At 73.4% G+C, this 14,430-nt stretch carries 9 protein-coding genes and 1 tRNA gene; 5 read left to right on the top strand and 5 right to left on the bottom strand.

Translation table 11 applies throughout. From position 1 onward, the window contains the following. The first annotated feature begins 260 nt into the window (after positions 1 to 260). Positions 261 to 4,871, top strand: coding sequence for a PAS domain-containing protein (locus V9U70_RS24980; protein WP_336678733.1), 4,611 nt, complete (start codon positions 261 to 263; stop codon positions 4,869 to 4,871). Between the two features lie 120 nt (positions 4,872 to 4,991). On the opposite strand, the gene V9U70_RS24975 is transcribed toward V9U70_RS24980, so the two are convergent. Beyond that, positions 4,992 to 6,644, bottom strand: coding sequence for a long-chain fatty acid--CoA ligase (locus V9U70_RS24975; protein ID WP_336678731.1), 1,653 nt, complete (start codon positions 6,642 to 6,644; stop codon positions 4,992 to 4,994). Positions 6,645 to 6,877: 233 nt separating this feature from the next. Next, positions 6,878 to 7,441, bottom strand: coding sequence for a SigE family RNA polymerase sigma factor (locus V9U70_RS24970; protein WP_336678729.1), 564 nt, complete (start codon positions 7,439 to 7,441; stop codon positions 6,878 to 6,880). 538 nt (positions 7,442 to 7,979) lie between these two features. Between V9U70_RS24970 and V9U70_RS24965 the strand changes: the two genes are divergently transcribed. Beyond that, on the top strand, positions 7,980 to 8,951 hold the full coding sequence (locus V9U70_RS24965; protein WP_336678727.1) for a bifunctional DNA primase/polymerase: 972 nt from the start codon (positions 7,980 to 7,982) through the stop codon (positions 8,949 to 8,951). Positions 8,952 to 8,998: 47 nt separating this feature from the next. On the opposite strand, the gene V9U70_RS24960 is transcribed toward V9U70_RS24965, so the two are convergent. Further along, positions 8,999 to 9,385 (bottom strand): IS5 family transposase, encoded by a 387-nt coding sequence (locus V9U70_RS24960; RefSeq protein ID WP_419724023.1) that lies wholly within the window; start codon positions 9,383 to 9,385, stop codon positions 8,999 to 9,001. Between the two features lie 157 nt (positions 9,386 to 9,542). Here V9U70_RS24960 and V9U70_RS24955 point away from each other — a divergent pair, with 157 nt between their 5' ends. Together V9U70_RS24955 and V9U70_RS24950 are read left to right on the top strand one after the other, a co-directional pair. After that, positions 9,543 to 10,364 (top strand): aminoglycoside phosphotransferase, encoded by an 822-nt coding sequence (locus V9U70_RS24955; protein WP_336678726.1) that lies wholly within the window; start codon positions 9,543 to 9,545, stop codon positions 10,362 to 10,364. A gap of 273 nt (positions 10,365 to 10,637) precedes the next feature. Next, complete coding sequence (locus V9U70_RS24950; RefSeq protein WP_336678725.1) at positions 10,638 to 11,147, top strand: GNAT family N-acetyltransferase; 510 nt, start codon at positions 10,638 to 10,640, stop codon at positions 11,145 to 11,147. A 376-nt stretch (positions 11,148 to 11,523) separates the two neighbouring features. Here the strand turns inward: V9U70_RS24950 and V9U70_RS24945 are convergent. Further along, a tRNA-Ser gene (locus V9U70_RS24945) sits at positions 11,524 to 11,610 on the bottom strand. An 87-nt stretch (positions 11,611 to 11,697) separates the two neighbouring features. Continuing rightward, entirely contained in the window at positions 11,698 to 13,302 is a 1,605-nt protein-coding gene (locus V9U70_RS24940; protein ID WP_336678723.1) for a S1C family serine protease, read from the bottom strand. Positions 13,303 to 13,503: 201 nt separating this feature from the next. Here V9U70_RS24940 and V9U70_RS24935 point away from each other — a divergent pair, with 201 nt between their 5' ends. After that, complete coding sequence (locus tag V9U70_RS24935) at positions 13,504 to 14,340, top strand: glycerophosphodiester phosphodiesterase (RefSeq protein WP_336678721.1); 837 nt, start codon at positions 13,504 to 13,506, stop codon at positions 14,338 to 14,340. Positions 14,341 to 14,430: the final 90 nt, after the last annotated feature.

Here is a 14,430-nt window from a genome sequence, read left to right as displayed (position 1 = left end):
CGCGAGCCCCCTCACGCCGAATACGCGCCGGATACGCGCCGAAGTCGCACCGCGTACGCGCACGTCACACCGTGCGCGGGCGCTCGCATCGTGGACCGGTGGCGTACCCGGCGCGCACCTGACCTCGGTGAGAGCTGCCCCTCATCCGCCGTCTCCAGTGGCTCCCCTGCCCTTAGACTCCTTCAGTGACAGGCCGCGGCCCGAGGGGCAAGATGGGCCCGCTGTCGGCAAGGTGCGGTAATCAGGGAGGAAGCGTCGTCGTGAGCAGCAGGCCGTCCCGAGGCACTGCTCGCCTCGCAGCCATCCTCGATGCCCTTCCTGACGGGCTGCTGCTCGTCAATTGCAACGGCACGGTCGTCAACGCCAACGCCATCGCCCTCGAAATGTTCGAGACCCCGGGCGCCGCGCTCGTCGGTCGCGGGCTGCTCGATCTGCTGCCGGGGTTCGACTCCAAGCTGATCCCGGGGTCGATGCGCCGGCCCGACGCCGCGGACGAGCACGGCAGGACCAAGCCGGCGCGGATGACCGCGCGGCGCACCGACCGGCGCGAATATCCCGTCGAGGTCACCAGCGCGAGCCTCGACAGCGGCCAGGCCGCCTACAACGACATCCACTCCAGCTACACCGGCGACGAGCTCCTCATGATCGTCGTGCGGGACCTCTCCGGCACCGTCGACACCGAGGCCGAGCTGGCCCGCTCGCAGCGCCAGACCGAGATGATCCTGCGCGCCGCGTCCGAGGGAGTCGTCGGCACGGACACGGACGGGCGCGTCGTCCTCGTCAACCCCGCCGCCGCACAGATCCTCGGCTTCCGGGCCAGCGACCTCGGCGGTCAGGAGCTGCACCCGCTGATCCTGCACTCGCGCGCGGAGGGCGATCCGTTCCCGTACGAGGAGTCGCCGCTCGCCGACACCCTCAAGTCCGGGCGCAAGCACCGGGTGCGCGGGCAGGTGCTGTGGTCCAAGAGCGGCGCGCAGGTGCCCGTCGACCTGACGACCGCGCCGGTACGGGACGGTGACCAGCTCGTCGGCGCGGTGATGACGTTCACCGACCGCAGGCCGTACGAGGAGCTCTCCGCCCAGCACGCGGACGCCGTCGCCGAACTGACCGAGGGCCACTCGGCCGAGGTCGGCGCGCTGAAGGAGGCACACGCCGCCGAGCTGGCCGCCCTCAGGGAAGCCCACACCGCCGAGCTGGCCGACCGGAGCGAGCGGTACGCCGCCCAGCTGGAGGAGCAGGCCGAGCGCCTCGCCGCCCTGAGCGCCCAGCACTCCCAGCTCACCGCCGTCCTCGGCGGTTCGCTGCGCGGTCCCCTGGAGGAACTGCGTGGCGAACTGAGCACGCTCGCCGCCGACCCGGCGGGGCAGTTGTGGCCGGAGGCCAACCAGATCCTCCACCACCTCGCCGCCGGGTACGCCAGGATGACCACGCTCGTCGACAACGTGCTGGGCTACCAGCGCCTCGACGCGGGCGTGGAGGGCCTGGTCAAGGCCCCCGCGATGCTCGACGCGATCGTGACGGGCGGCATCGACGGCGCCGTCGAGCTGATCGGTCCGGGGCGCGCCCAGTTCGCCGTGCACGCCCCACCGATCGAGGCCGAGGTCGACGCGCGGCAGCTCGCGACCGCCCTCGCCCACCTCGTCGCGGACGTCGCCGGCGTCGACTCGACGGGCAAGGCCCGAGCCGTCCCCGGCGGTGGCTACCTCGACTCGACAGTGGTCGTGGCCGCCGCCCAGCGCGGTGACGTCGTGCGGATCGAGGTGCGGGGGCCGTACGCCGGAGGAGACCCGGTGCACGAGCCGATCGTGCGAGGCATCGTCCGGGCGCACGGCGGGGTGCTCCAGACCCACCAGGTGCCGGGAACGAGCGGCAGCGCGTACGTGCTCGACGTGCCGATCGGCACCGCTTCCGGCACGTTGACGGCCTCCGGTACGGGGGCGGCCCCACGGACGGCGGAGCACTCCTCCGCGCCGGGGCACGCCTCTCTGCCGGAGGGCGCCCCGACGCCGGACCAGGCCCCTCTGCCGAAGCGGGCTCCCCTGTCGGCGCGCGCCCCCTTGCCGGAAGCCGCCCCCGCCGCGGAAGCCGCCCCCGTCGCGGAGGCCGCACCCACCCCGGTGGCCGTCCCCGCACCGGCGGCCGCGCCGGCGCCTGGGCCGGCGAGCCCCTCCGGGTCCCTCACGGCCGCCCCGGCGGACGCCCCCGCCGCCTCCGGCACGCCAGCCCCGGCACCGGCACCGGAAGGCCCCGGAGCGCCGGGTGTGCCCAGCGGCCGACGACGGGCTCGCCGGTCCTCCACCGACGCGTTCCTGGAAAGGCCGGGCGGAGCTCCCGAGGGCCTGGGCGGCGACGAGGCCGGGGCTGTTCCCCCGTCGCCTCATGACCGTCCGGCCGCAGAGCCGACCGGCCGCCGCAGGGCACGCCGCGGGCCGGCCGCGCCGGAGGAGCAGCAGGCCCCCGAGCTGATCCCCGCGCAGCAGGGCGAGGGGTCGGGGCGGCGGCGCGGTCGCCCCAGCCCGTTCGAGGCCGAGGCCGCGAACGCGGCCCCGGGCGCGGGCGCGCAGCCGGGAGAGCCCCGGGCCGTCTCGCCGGAGCAGCAGCCGCAGCAACCGCAGCGGCAGGCACTGGCCCTGACCTCCGCTCCGTCCGCCGCACCGCCCTCCGAGGGCTCCGTCGTCACCGCCGCCGAGGGTGCTCAGGGGGTCGGGGCGCGCCCGCAGCTCGGGCAGACGGTGCCGCCGCAGGGCGTACCAGCGGACCCGCAGCAGCCCGTGCCGCCCACCGGTCGGCGGGCCCGGCGGGACGGCGAGGACCAGCCGGCGCTCCCCGCCCTCGCGTCCGGCAGCGGCAGCGCCGGGCCGGAGCAGCCGCACGCGGCCCAGCCCCAGCAGCCCGGCGGGCGGCGGGCCCGGCGCGCGCTGGCCGCCGCCCAGGAGCGCACCGCCGCGGAGGCCGGTCCGCGTACCGCCTTCGCTCTGCCCCCCGCCGACGCGGACCGGGCCCCCCAGGCACCGGGCCCCGCAGCCACTCCCGGTGGCGCGCACGCCTCGCAGCACGGACGCAGCGCACCGGAGGCCGAACACACGCCGCCCCAGGCGCACCCCGTCGCCCCGACGCGCCCCGGGCGCCCCGCCCCCGAGACCGCCGGGCACCTCCCGGCTGCCCCGGCCGCGTACGACAGCGGCGTACCGCAGGGGCCGGTCCAGCGCCCCGCGCCGGGCATCGCCCCCCACGACAGCGGCGAGCAGAGCGCCCACGCCCCGGGGGCCGCGTACACCGGTACCGCCCCCGATGCCGCTCACGATCCCCAGGCCGCCCGGGCTCCACAGGGCACCCTCGACACGCACACCGGCGCAGCCGGCCAAGCCGCCCACGCCCCCGGCGCGCCCCCCACCGTGGGGCCTGCCGTGGGCCCTGCCGCCGGGCGGACCGCTCACACCACCGGCACGTCGGCCGCGCCCTCGCCCGTCGCTCATCCGGCCGACGGTGACGCGGGCGTGCCCGTTCCGAACCCGCGGCGGCAACCGCTGCCCGCCGAGGAGCCGACGTCCGGCTTCCACCCGGACTCGACGCAGGGGCGGGCGTTCAGCGTGCGGACGCTGGGCCAGGGCGTGCCCTTCGCCCACCACCTCCCGCACCAGCAGACACACGAGGCTCCGCACGCACAGCAGGGGCCGCAGGACCCGCAGAGCCCTCACCACGTGTCCCCCCCGGCCGCCCCCCAGGCTCCGCACGCACAGCAGGCCCCTCGGACTCCTCAGCACCAGAGCCTCGGCGGTGCCGGGCGACGCCGTAAGCTCGCAACTCCGCCGGACGTCGGTCCCACGACGACGGGCCGCCCGGCCGGCGGACCCGAGGCCCCGCACCAGCAGGCCCGGGGCGGACAGCAGACAAGTCCCCCTCCCGGCCCCGTGGCCGCCGACGCGCCCGAGGCCGCCGACAGCCCTCCGACCGGCCCCAGCAGCGGCCAGGGTCCTGCGCCCGGCTACGGCGACGGGCAGTTGATCGCGCCGCCGCTCGCGGAGGGGCGCGCCTACGCCATAGGGGCGCCCGACGAGGGCGCGGAGGGGCCCGAGCCGTTGGACGGGCCCGGAGGCGCGGTCGAGGTCGCCAACCGGCCGCACCCGTACCCGGTGGACGACGAGCTGCCGCCCGAGCCGCTGGACAACCCGCGTCGACTGCTCGTCTGGCCCGCACCCGACGTGCCGACCCAGCAGGCGCTCAGCGACCGGGGCTACCGCCCGGTGATCGTGCACTCCCGCGAGGAGGTCGACGCCCAGATCGCCGCGTTCCCCGCCGCGCTGTTCGTCGACCCGCTGACCGGGCCCATCACCCGTACCGCGTTGCAGTCGCTGCGCCAGGCGGCCGTCGCCGCAGAGGTTCCGGTGCTGGTCACGGCCGGGCTGGGGCAGGCGACCCGGGAGGCCGCCTACGGGGCCGACCCGGCCGTCCTGCTCAAGGCGCTCGCCCCGCGTGACAGCGAGCAGCATCCGCCGAGGGTTCTCCTGATCGAGGAGCAGGAGGCGATCGCGGTGGCGCTGACCGAGACCCTGGAGCGGCGCGGCATGCAGGTGGCACGCGCCGCGACGGACAGCGAGGCCGTCGACCTGGCGGGCCGGATGCGGCCGAACCTGGTGGTGATGGACCTGATGCAGGTACGCCGCCGGCGCGCCGGGATCGTCGACTGGCTGCGTGCCAACGGGCAGCTGAACCGCACTCCGCTGGTCGTCTACACCTCGGCCCGGATGGACCCCTCGGAGCTGCCGCGGCTCGCTTCGGGCGAAACCGTGCTCTTCCTGGCGGAACGGTCGACCAGCGACGAGGTGCAGGCCCGGATCGTCGACCTGCTCGCGAAGATCGGCACCAACTGAGGCAGGCGCGGGCAGAACACGTCCGGAGCGCCGGGGCCCGCCCGAAACGCCGGAGAGTCGGTACGGGAACCCCGTACCGACCCTCTAGCTCCTCAGGCGCATGGGGGCGCTGCGGGCGCGTCAGAGGTGGGTGACCTCCAGCTCGCCCTCCGCGTACTGCTTCCGGATCACCTTCTTGTCGAACTTGCCGACGCTCGTCTTCGGCACGGCCGCGATGAGCGACCAGCGCTCCGGCAGCTGCCACTTGGCGACGCCCGACTCGGCGAGAAACGCCTGGAGGGCCGCGTAGTCGGTCCCGGTGGCGCCCTCCTTGAGCACGACGGTGGCCAACGGCCGCTCGCCCCACCGCTCGTCCGGCACGGCGACGACCGCCGCCTCCGCGACGTCCGGGTGGGCCATGAGCGCGTTCTCCAGCTCGACACTGGAGATCCACTCGCCGCCCGACTTGATGACGTCCTTGGCCCGGTCGGTGAGGGTGAGGAAGCCGTCGGGGCTGATCACGCCGACGTCGCCGGTCTTCAGCCAGCCGTCCTCGCTGAACTTGTCCTCCGGGCGCAGGTTCTCGCCGTCGGCGCCGCCGAAGTAGGAGGCGGTGATCCAGGGGCCCCGGACCTCCAGCTCGCCGGCCGAGGCGCCGTCCCACGGCAGGGCCTCACCGCCGGGGCCGACCAGCCGCCCCTCCACACTGGCCGGGAAGCGGCCTTGGGCGACGCGGTACGGCCACGCCTCCTCCGCGCTCAGCCCGGCGGGCGGGTGGGACACGGTGCCCAGCGGCGAGGTCTCCGTCATGCCCCAGGCGTGGCAGAGCCGGACGCCGAGCTTGTCGTACGCCTCCATCAGCGAGGGCGGGCAGGCCGCGCCGCCGATGGTCACGTTCGCCATGGAGGTGAGGTCGCGCGGGTTGGCGGTGACCTCGGCGAGCAGGCCCTGCCAGATGGTGGGGACCGCTGCGGCGTGCGTCGGGCGCTCGCGCTCGATCATCTCGGCGAGCGGCGCCGGCTGGAGGAAACGATCCGGCATGAGCATGTTGACGCCGGTCATGAAGGCGGAGTGCGGCAGGCCCCAGGCGTTCACATGGAACTGCGGCACGACGATGAGGGTCGTGTCCGCGTCGGTGAGCCCCATCGACTCGGGCAAACTGACCTGCATCGAGTGCAGGTAGATGGAGCGGTGGGAGTAGACGACGCCCTTGGGTTCACCCGTGGTGCCGGACGTGTAACACATGACCGCGGCCTGGCGCTCGTCCAGTTCCGGCCAGTCGAACGTGGTGGGGCGGCCCGCGATCAGCTCCTCGTAATCGTGCACGCGCGGCGTGACGTCGGCGAGGCCGGAGCGGTCCCCCGGACCGACGACGACGACGTGTTCGACGCACGGCAGATGGGGCAGCAACGGCACGAGGAGCGGCAGCAGCGTCCCGTCGACGAGCACCACCTTGTCGTCCGCGTGGTTGACGATCCACGCCAACTGCTCGACGGGCAGCCGCGGGTTCAGGGTGTGGAGCACGGCGCCCATGGAGGGAACGCCGAGGTAGGCCTCAAGGTGGGCGGCGTGGTTCCACATGAGGGTGGCGATCCGCTGGTCGCCGTCGACTCCCAACTCGTCACGCAACGCATGGGCCAGGCGCGTCGCTCGGGCCCCGATCTCGGCGAAGCTCGCCCGATGCGGTTCGGATTCGCCGGTCCAGGTCGTGACCTGCGACTTCCCGTGGATCGACATCCCGTGGTGCAGGATGCGGGTGACAGTCAGCGGTACGTCCTGCATGGTGCTCAGCACGGCGTCCTCCCGATGGGCGCTACGCGGCAGTAAGGTTGCGCTGATTCTGCGCACATACCGATCGGTATGTCACTACTCGCGGGAGGATTTTCCTGTCGGGGAGCCAAGCGGGAGGGCCCGTTCCGGAATGACGGGCCGACCGCCCGGTGCCAGCGGGGCACCATCAGCGAATCAGCCACAGTGGGCCGGCGACAGTGAACCGGCCTCAGCGGGCCGGCGTCAGCGAACCGGTTTCAGCGGGCAGGTGTCAGCTCCGGGTCCTCACGGAGTTTGCCGAGGGCGCGGGAGACGGCACTCTTGACCGTACCGATCGACACCCCGAGCACCTCAGCCGTCTGCGCCTCGCTGAGATCCTCGTAGTAACGCAGGACGACCATCGCACGCTGCCGGTCCGGAAGCTTGAGCACCGCCCGCCACATGGCGTCATGCAGCGCCTGCTGCTCGGCCGGGTCGGGCGCCGGGGCAGCTTCCCGCTCGGGCAGCTCCTCACAGGCGTACTCATCGATCTTGCGCTTGCGCCACTGCGATGTCCGGGTGTTCACCAGGGCCCGGCGGACGTAGCCGTCCAGCGCCCGGTGGTCCTCGATCCGCTCCCACGCGACGTACGTCTTGGCGAGCGCCGTCTGCAACAGGTCCTCCGCGTCGCACGGGTTCGCGGTGAGCGACCGGGCGGTACGCAGCAGGACCGGCCCCCGGGCCCGTACGTACGAGGAGAACGACGCGTAGGGCGGGTGAGGGAGGCCGGCGGCGGTGGCAGAGGCCACCCTGGAGGCGCCCGTGCAGACTGGCGTGGTCATACCTCCACGCTAGAAGCGGGCGCCGCCGCACGGATCGGCCCCAGGTCCCGAAGCACCGTCCGCCTCAGGTTGTAGGGGCGGTGTGCCCTCCACCTCCTGAAGGTGGACGGGCCGCGCACCGAGAGTCAGGGTCCGGGCCCGGGTGGGGGGCGGCTGGGGTCGGGGGCGTGGCCGCGGCCCCGGCCGCCGTGGCCGCCGCGGAACCGGTCGCGGGGGCTACCGAGGGGACGCCGGGGGTGCGGCCAGCGGGTCGCGGGGGCGGCCGACGGGACGCCGGGAGTGGTGCCGGCGGGTTACGGGGGCGGCCGGTGGCGACGTCGCGCGACCGGAGCCCGACGCCAGGCGCGGAGCCAGGCGCAGAGCCGGGGTGGGGGCGGGGCGGGGTGGGGGCGGTGCAGGGGCGGCTGCCCGCCGGCACGCTCCGGAAGCGTTGCGGAAGCGCTCCGCCAGAAGTACGCCGCCGGCCTTCCTCGACCGACCGAGCCCCCTTCGACCACCCTCCCTTCCTTAACTCGAACACATATACGAAAATGGCTTCATGGCCACCACCGACCGGCAGACCCCCGCCCTGGCCCTCGCCCACGCGCTCGCCGCCGCGCGGCGCGGGCTTCCCGTCTTCCCCCTCTCCGCCACCAAGCTCCCCGCCCTGCGGTCTCCGCACCACGGTGAGCGGCAGCCCGTGCGCTGCCGGGGCGAGTGCGGGCTGCCGGGACACGGGGTGCACGACGCCACCACCGACCCCGCGGTGGTCCGCGCGCTCTTCGCCGTCGCGCCCCGGGCCACCGGCTACGGCATCGCCTGCGGCCGGGCGCCGCACCGCCTCATCGGCATCGACCTGGACGTGGGCCCCGCGCACGGCGGCGACTCGACGGGCGCACTGCGGCAACTGGCCCTCCAGCACCTGTTCACCATCCCGCCGACGGTCACCGTGCTGACCCCGAGCGGTGGCCGCCACCTCTGGCTGACCGGCCCCGCCGACATGACGGTCCCGAACTCCGCCGGCCACCTCGCCCCGGGCATCGACGTCCGCGGCACCGGCGGCTACCTGGTCGGCCCCGGCTCGGTGACCGCCCACGGCAGCTACCGCCTGGCCCCCGGAACCGCCCACCTCGCCCCGGCCCCCTGCCCTCGCGCCCTCCTCCGCCTGCTCACGCCGCCATCCGCCCGCCCCCGGGCCGCCGGCGCCACAGCCGGCCCCGCCCCGGGCCCGCACTCCGGCCACGCCCCGAAAGGCGCTCGGACCCGCCGGGGCGAGGGCCTGGTGCAGTTCGTCCTGGCGGCCCACGAGGGCCAGCGCAACACCCGCCTGTTCTGGGCCGCCTGCCGCGCCTACGAACACGGCCTGGGCGACGCCCTGGCGGACGCCCTCACCGCAGCCGCCGTACGCACCGGCCTGCCGGCCCACGAGGCCCGCACCACGATCGCCTCCGCCGCCCGGCTCACGGTGGAGCGGGGCGGACCGCAGGACGGGCCGACGGGCCGACGGTGGGATGCGAACCCACGGTGGTGACGCTGCCACGACGTACTACGAGTTGTCGTCAAAGTGTCAGGCCCGCATCAGGATCGATGCGAAGGTGGCGGCCGCTTTGTAGCTCTGGTGCCCTCTTTTCGGGCCCCGGCGGCGTGTTGGTGGGCACGGACGATGGTGGAGTCGACCGACACCAGCCAGTCGATGTCGCCCGCCGCGTCGGCCTTCGCCTGGGCGGCCTGCAGCATCCGGTCGAACGTCCCGTCCGCCGCCCAGCGGCGGAACCGGGTACGGAGGCTGGTCCACGGGCCGTATCGCTCCGGCACGTCCCGCCTGGGGACACCGGTGCGGAACTTCCACACGATCCCGTTGAGGGCCAACCGGTCGTCCAGCCCTTGCCGCCCCAGCACAGGCCGGGGCAGCAACGGGCGTAGGAGGTCCCACTCGGCATCGGACAGTTCATGGCGGCGTATCACGACTTCGCGATCCCTAATGCAAGATCATTTTGACGACGACCCCTACCGGTGGACAACCGGGCGCACAGAACCACGCGGGCCTCGGGACGTTCTTCCACCTGAAGTCCCCGCACCACTGCGCACCCACATGCCCGAACCCGTGGAGGAGTGAAGCCCCATGGCGACCATCCGCATCGGCCTCGACCGACTGCCGCCCGCCGCTCGCGCCGCCGTCGAAGAGCGCACCGGACCCTTCCTCACGGTCGAGGAGACGGCCGAAGGCTTCAACAGCGAGATCGCGGCCCGCGTCACCTCCGCCACGGGCGCCTGGCACATCAAGGGCCTGCGCACCGACCATCCCCGCGCCTGGACCCAGCGCCGGGAGGCCACCGTCGCCCCTTTCCTCACCGGCCTGGCCCCCGCCCTCCGCTGGCGTGTCGAGACCGCCGGCTGGGACCTCCTCGGCTTCGAGGCCCTGGACGGCCACCACGCCGACTACTTCCCCGGCTCCCCTCACCTCCCCGAAGTCGCCGCCCTCCTGCGCCGCCTCGGCGAGACCCCCTGCCCCGGCACCGAGCTACGCCATGCCGAACAGCGCCTGGAGAACTACGCCGCCCACCCCGACGACCTCCGCTTCTTCGCCGGGGCCCACCTGCTCCACACCGACCTGAACGACGCCAACGTTCTCGTCGACGATCACGCCCCCCAGGGCGATCGGGCCCGCTTGGTCGACTGGGCCTGGGCCACCCGCGGAGCGGCCTGGCTCGACGCCGGCTACTGGATCATCTGGCTCATCGCCTCCGGGCACACCCCCGCATCGGCCGAAGAGTGGGCAGCCGAGATCCCCGCCTGGCCCACCGCCCCAGCCGAGGGCATCACCGCCTTCGCCGCCGCCAACGCCAACGTCTGGTCCGAGATCAGCAACGCCGATCCCGGCCCGTGGACCCTGCGCCTCGCTAGTGCCGCCGCCACCTGGCACGCACACCGCAGAGCTGGTTGAACCGGCCCCTCGGCTCCGGTGGGCCGGCCGCCCCAGCCACGGCTGGTTGCACGGCAATCCGCGGTGACCGGGCAAACTTGGCATACGCCCCGCCTCTGGCGGCCGTGCTCCGCCATGGGGCGGCTGTCGGGATTCTTCACGGGGTTGTCTGCCCGCACCATTCTTGATCAAGACGTGCAGCCGTTCGAGGTCTCCGGGTAGATGCACCGAGCCGACCAACCAGGACTGCTCCACGAACTGCCGGTTGAGTAGACCGCGATGGAGGGGACACCCATGCCAACAGCCACAGTTCGCCCGCGCGAGTCACGCGACCTTGCGGAGGCGGCGACCGTTCTCACCGCCGTACACGAATCCGATGGGTACCCGGTCGAAGGAGTGGAGGACCCACAGGCATGGCTCTCTCCAGAAGGGCTTCTGGCGGCGTGGGTCGCAGAGGTCGACGGGGGTGTGGTGGGGCATGTCGCCATCAACAGTCCGCAGCCGGGTGAAGAAGTGGCCCGTCTCTGGAGAGAGAAGAGCGGTGACGACGACTCCCGCATCGGGGTGCTGGCCCGACTTTTCGTGGCGCGTGAAGCGCGTAAGGAATCCGCCGGCAAACGTCTCGTGGAAGCCGCTACGGCCTACGCCCGAGCGAGGCGCCTACGCTTGGTGCTGGAGGTCTTGACGAAGGACGCGGCCGCGATCCGCCTCTATGAGCGCCTTGGTTGGCAATGCATCGGTGAGGCCGTCCACGCCTTCGGCGGCCAGCAGGTCGACGCCGTCTGCTTCGTGGCACCCGCCTGAAGACGAGGGCTGTTACCGGGCCTTCAGCTCCCATCCCAGACTGGCCGGAACCCTCTACGAAGGCACCCGGGAAATCCGCCTACATCCAATCGAATGCGTTCGTTGTCCCCATATAAACCAGCGCAGAGGTGTGGAATGCCGGGCATGAATGCGTTTTACGCTGTTGGCCCAAGTGAGCCTGATGTCCCCTCGGGGCCGGGGCAAGACCGGCATGCCTGTCGCTGACCGATCCGCACAGAGCTGCGCACCAGAAGGCCTCGCGCCCCTCCCGTGCCCGGTCGCGCGGGGGACAGCGGGGAGCGAAGGGCCATCACGGGGGAGCGGACAGAAGGACGGCCCCTGACCGAACTACCTGATCAGGGGCCGCCAACACCTGCGGTGGGTGTGGGATTTGAACCCACGGTGACATCGCTGCCACGACGGTTTTCAAGACCGTTCCCTTAGGCCGCTCGGGCAACCCACCCCGCGTCGGCGACCCCGGGGCCGCGCAGGCCGATGGGTCGTCCGGCCCGCGTGGGGCTCGGTTCGACGCGTGGGACAGCCTAGCCGGTCAGCTGTCGCCCTCGCGCTTGCCCAGGGTGACTTCGGCCGTGGCCGTCTTGCCGTCGCGCTCGTACGTCAGGGTCACCTTCTCGCCGGGCTTGCGGGTCCAGATCTCACCGATCAGGGCCGGGCCGCTGTCGATCACGGTGTCGTCGAACTTGGTGATCACGTCGCCCGCCTTCAGGCCCGCCTCGTCGGCCGGGCCGTTCGGGGTGACGGCCGGGGTGCCGCCCGCGCCCTCGGGGGAGATGGCCGCGCCGCCCGCGTTCTCCTCCATCGTGACCGTCGCGCCGATCACCGGGTAGACCGGCTTGCCGGTCTTGATCAGCTGGTCGGCGACGTTCTTCGCCTGGTTGACCGGGATCGCGAAGCCCAGGCCGATGGAGCCGGCCTGGGACTGGCCGAGCCCGCCGCCGGTCGACTGGATGGCGGAGTTGATGCCGATGACCGCGCCGGTCGCGTCCAGCAGCGGGCCGCCGGAGTTGCCCGGGTTGATCGACGCGTCGGTCTGCAGGGCGCTCATGTACGAGTTCTTGTTGCTGGAGCCGTCTCCGGACGCCACCGGGCGGTTCTTCGCACTGATGATGCCGGTGGTGACCGTGTTGGAGAGGCCGAAGGGGGCGCCGATCGCGATCGTCGAGTCGCCGACCGCGACGCTTTCCGAGTTGCCCAGCGGCAGCGGCTCGAGACCTGCGGGCGGGTTCTTCAGCTTGAGCACGGCGACGTCGTAGCCCTGCGCCCGGCCGACCACCTCGGCGGCGTACTCCTTGCCGTCGGAGAAGGTCGCCGACACCTCGCCGGACTCCGCGGCGGAGGCCACCACGTGGTTGTTGGTGAGGATGTGGCCTTCCTTGTCGTACACGAAGCCGGTGCCCGTGCCGCCCTGGCCGCGGCCGCCCTGCGCGTCGATGGTGACCACGCTGGGCAGCGCCTCCGCCGCGACTCCGGCCACCGTGCCCGCGGGGCGCTTCAGGTCCCTGGGGGTGTCCGACGCCGAGATGGTGGTCGACCCTCCGGAGGACCGGTCGTCGTTGCGGTCGGCCGCCACATAGCCGAGGGCGCCGCCGACACCGCCCGCGACGAGGGCGGCCACGGCCACCGCCGCCACCAGCCCGCCGCCCCGGCGCTTGGCGCGCGCCGGCTGGGACCCGGACGGGGCCGGAGCGCCCCAGGCCGGGCCGTGGCCGCTGCCGTCCCCGGTTCCGCCGGACGAGTGGCCGGGGCCCCCGCCGGCGTACGCCGGGATCGCGGGCGGGGGTGGCGGCCAGTCGGCGGCTCCGGCGGGCGGTTCGGGCGCCGCGCCGTAAGGGGTGTGCTGCGGCGGCTGGGAGGCGGTCGGACGGGCAGCCGTGGGGGCGGCCGGAGAGCCCTGGTGCGTCGGGTTGTGACGCGGCGCTTCCGCGTGCGCCGGGGCCTCCGGCACAGGGGGGTGCGGGCCGGGGGCGTGCGGGCCCGCGGTGTGCGCGGTTTCCTCAGCCGGAGCCGCCGTCGACGGCGGTGTGGTTCCGTCAGGGGCCGACTCGGGAGGGGCCGCCGGCACGGGAGGTGCGGGCGGAACAGGCGGCACGGCCGGTACCGCTTTGCCCTCGTTGCCCTCGTTCTCGGTGCTCACAGCTCTTTGCTCCTCGGTTCCACTCGGCATCCAGTCGGCGTTCGGCAAGAAATCCGCTGTGCACGTGTCTGTGGTCAGCTTTTCCCACAGCCCGTCGGGTCACTGTAAGCAGGACCTGTGCATCCGCACGTCAATCTTTACATCAGACAAAACAGACCTCCAGGGTGACATGTGCTCGTCTACCCCGGTGGCGGTGACACCATGACCCGGGTGACCCACGCACGGCAGCGCAAACCACGCACATCGATCCAGGTCGTCGCCCACCGCGGGGCGTCCGACGACGCCCCCGAACACACCCTGGCCGCCTACCGCAAGGCGATCGAGGACGGCGCCGACGCCCTGGAGTGCGACGTCCGGCTGACCGCTGACGGGCACCTCGTCTGCGTCCACGACCGCCGTGTGAACCGTACGTCTAACGGGCGCGGCGCCGTATCGGCGCTGGAGCTGTCCGATCTCGCCACCCTCGACTTCGGCTCCTGGAAGGACCGCGAGGAGTCGCCCGACTGGGACCCGGCGCCGGGCGAGCTCACCTCCGTCCTCACCCTCGAACGGCTTCTGGAGCTGGTCACCGAGGTGCGGGCCGGCGGGCGTCCGCTGCAACTGGCCATCGAGACGAAGCACCCCACGCGGTGGGCCGGGCAGGTGGAGGAGCGGCTCCTGCACCTGCTCAACCGCTTCGGCCTGGCCGAGCCGCCCGCAGAGGAGCCGTCGCCCATCCGCGTCATGAGCTTCTCCGCCCGATCCCTGTACCGCGTCCGTACGGCGGCGCCCGCTCTGCCCACGGTCTCCCTGATGCAGTTCGTCTCGCCCCGGCTGCGTGACGGACGCCTGCCCGCCGGAGCCCGGATCGCCGGCCCCGGCATGCGGATCGTACGCAGCCACCCCGCGTACATCGAACGGCTGCACCGCGCCGGGCACCAGGTGCACGTCTGGACCGTGAACGAGCCGGCCGACGTCGAACTCTGCGCGGAGCTCGGCGTCGACGCGATCATCACCAACCGCCCGAAGCAGGTTCTGTCCCAACTCGGCCGCATTTAGCGGATAAGCGTCGCGTGACCGGCGCTGATACGGGGAGTGCACCGGCGCACTCAGTGCGCGTTCGATCGTCCCGAGTGCGTCACCGACAGT

Origin of the sequence: Streptomyces pratensis (assembly GCF_037137275.1) — a bacterium.
GTDB classification, from domain to species: domain Bacteria; phylum Actinomycetota; class Actinomycetes; order Streptomycetales; family Streptomycetaceae; genus Streptomyces; species Streptomyces pratensis_B.
The sequence above is the reverse complement of the archived record's forward strand: the minus strand, read 5'-3'. Positions and strand labels throughout refer to the sequence as shown.

Excerpts from the sequence above, each read along its gene's own strand:
- V9U70_RS24935 (WP_336678721.1), top strand. The coding sequence starts at position 13,504 with ATGACCCGGGTGACCCACGCACGGCAGCGCAAACCACGCACATCGATC.
- V9U70_RS24965 (WP_336678727.1), top strand. The coding sequence starts at position 7,980 with ATGGCCACCACCGACCGGCAGACCCCCGCCCTGGCCCTCGCCCACGCG.
- V9U70_RS24970 (WP_336678729.1), bottom strand. The coding sequence starts at position 7,441 with ATGACCACGCCAGTCTGCACGGGCGCCTCCAGGGTGGCCTCTGCCACC.
- V9U70_RS24950 (WP_336678725.1), top strand. The coding sequence starts at position 10,638 with ATGCCAACAGCCACAGTTCGCCCGCGCGAGTCACGCGACCTTGCGGAG.
- V9U70_RS24955 (WP_336678726.1), top strand. The coding sequence starts at position 9,543 with ATGGCGACCATCCGCATCGGCCTCGACCGACTGCCGCCCGCCGCTCGC.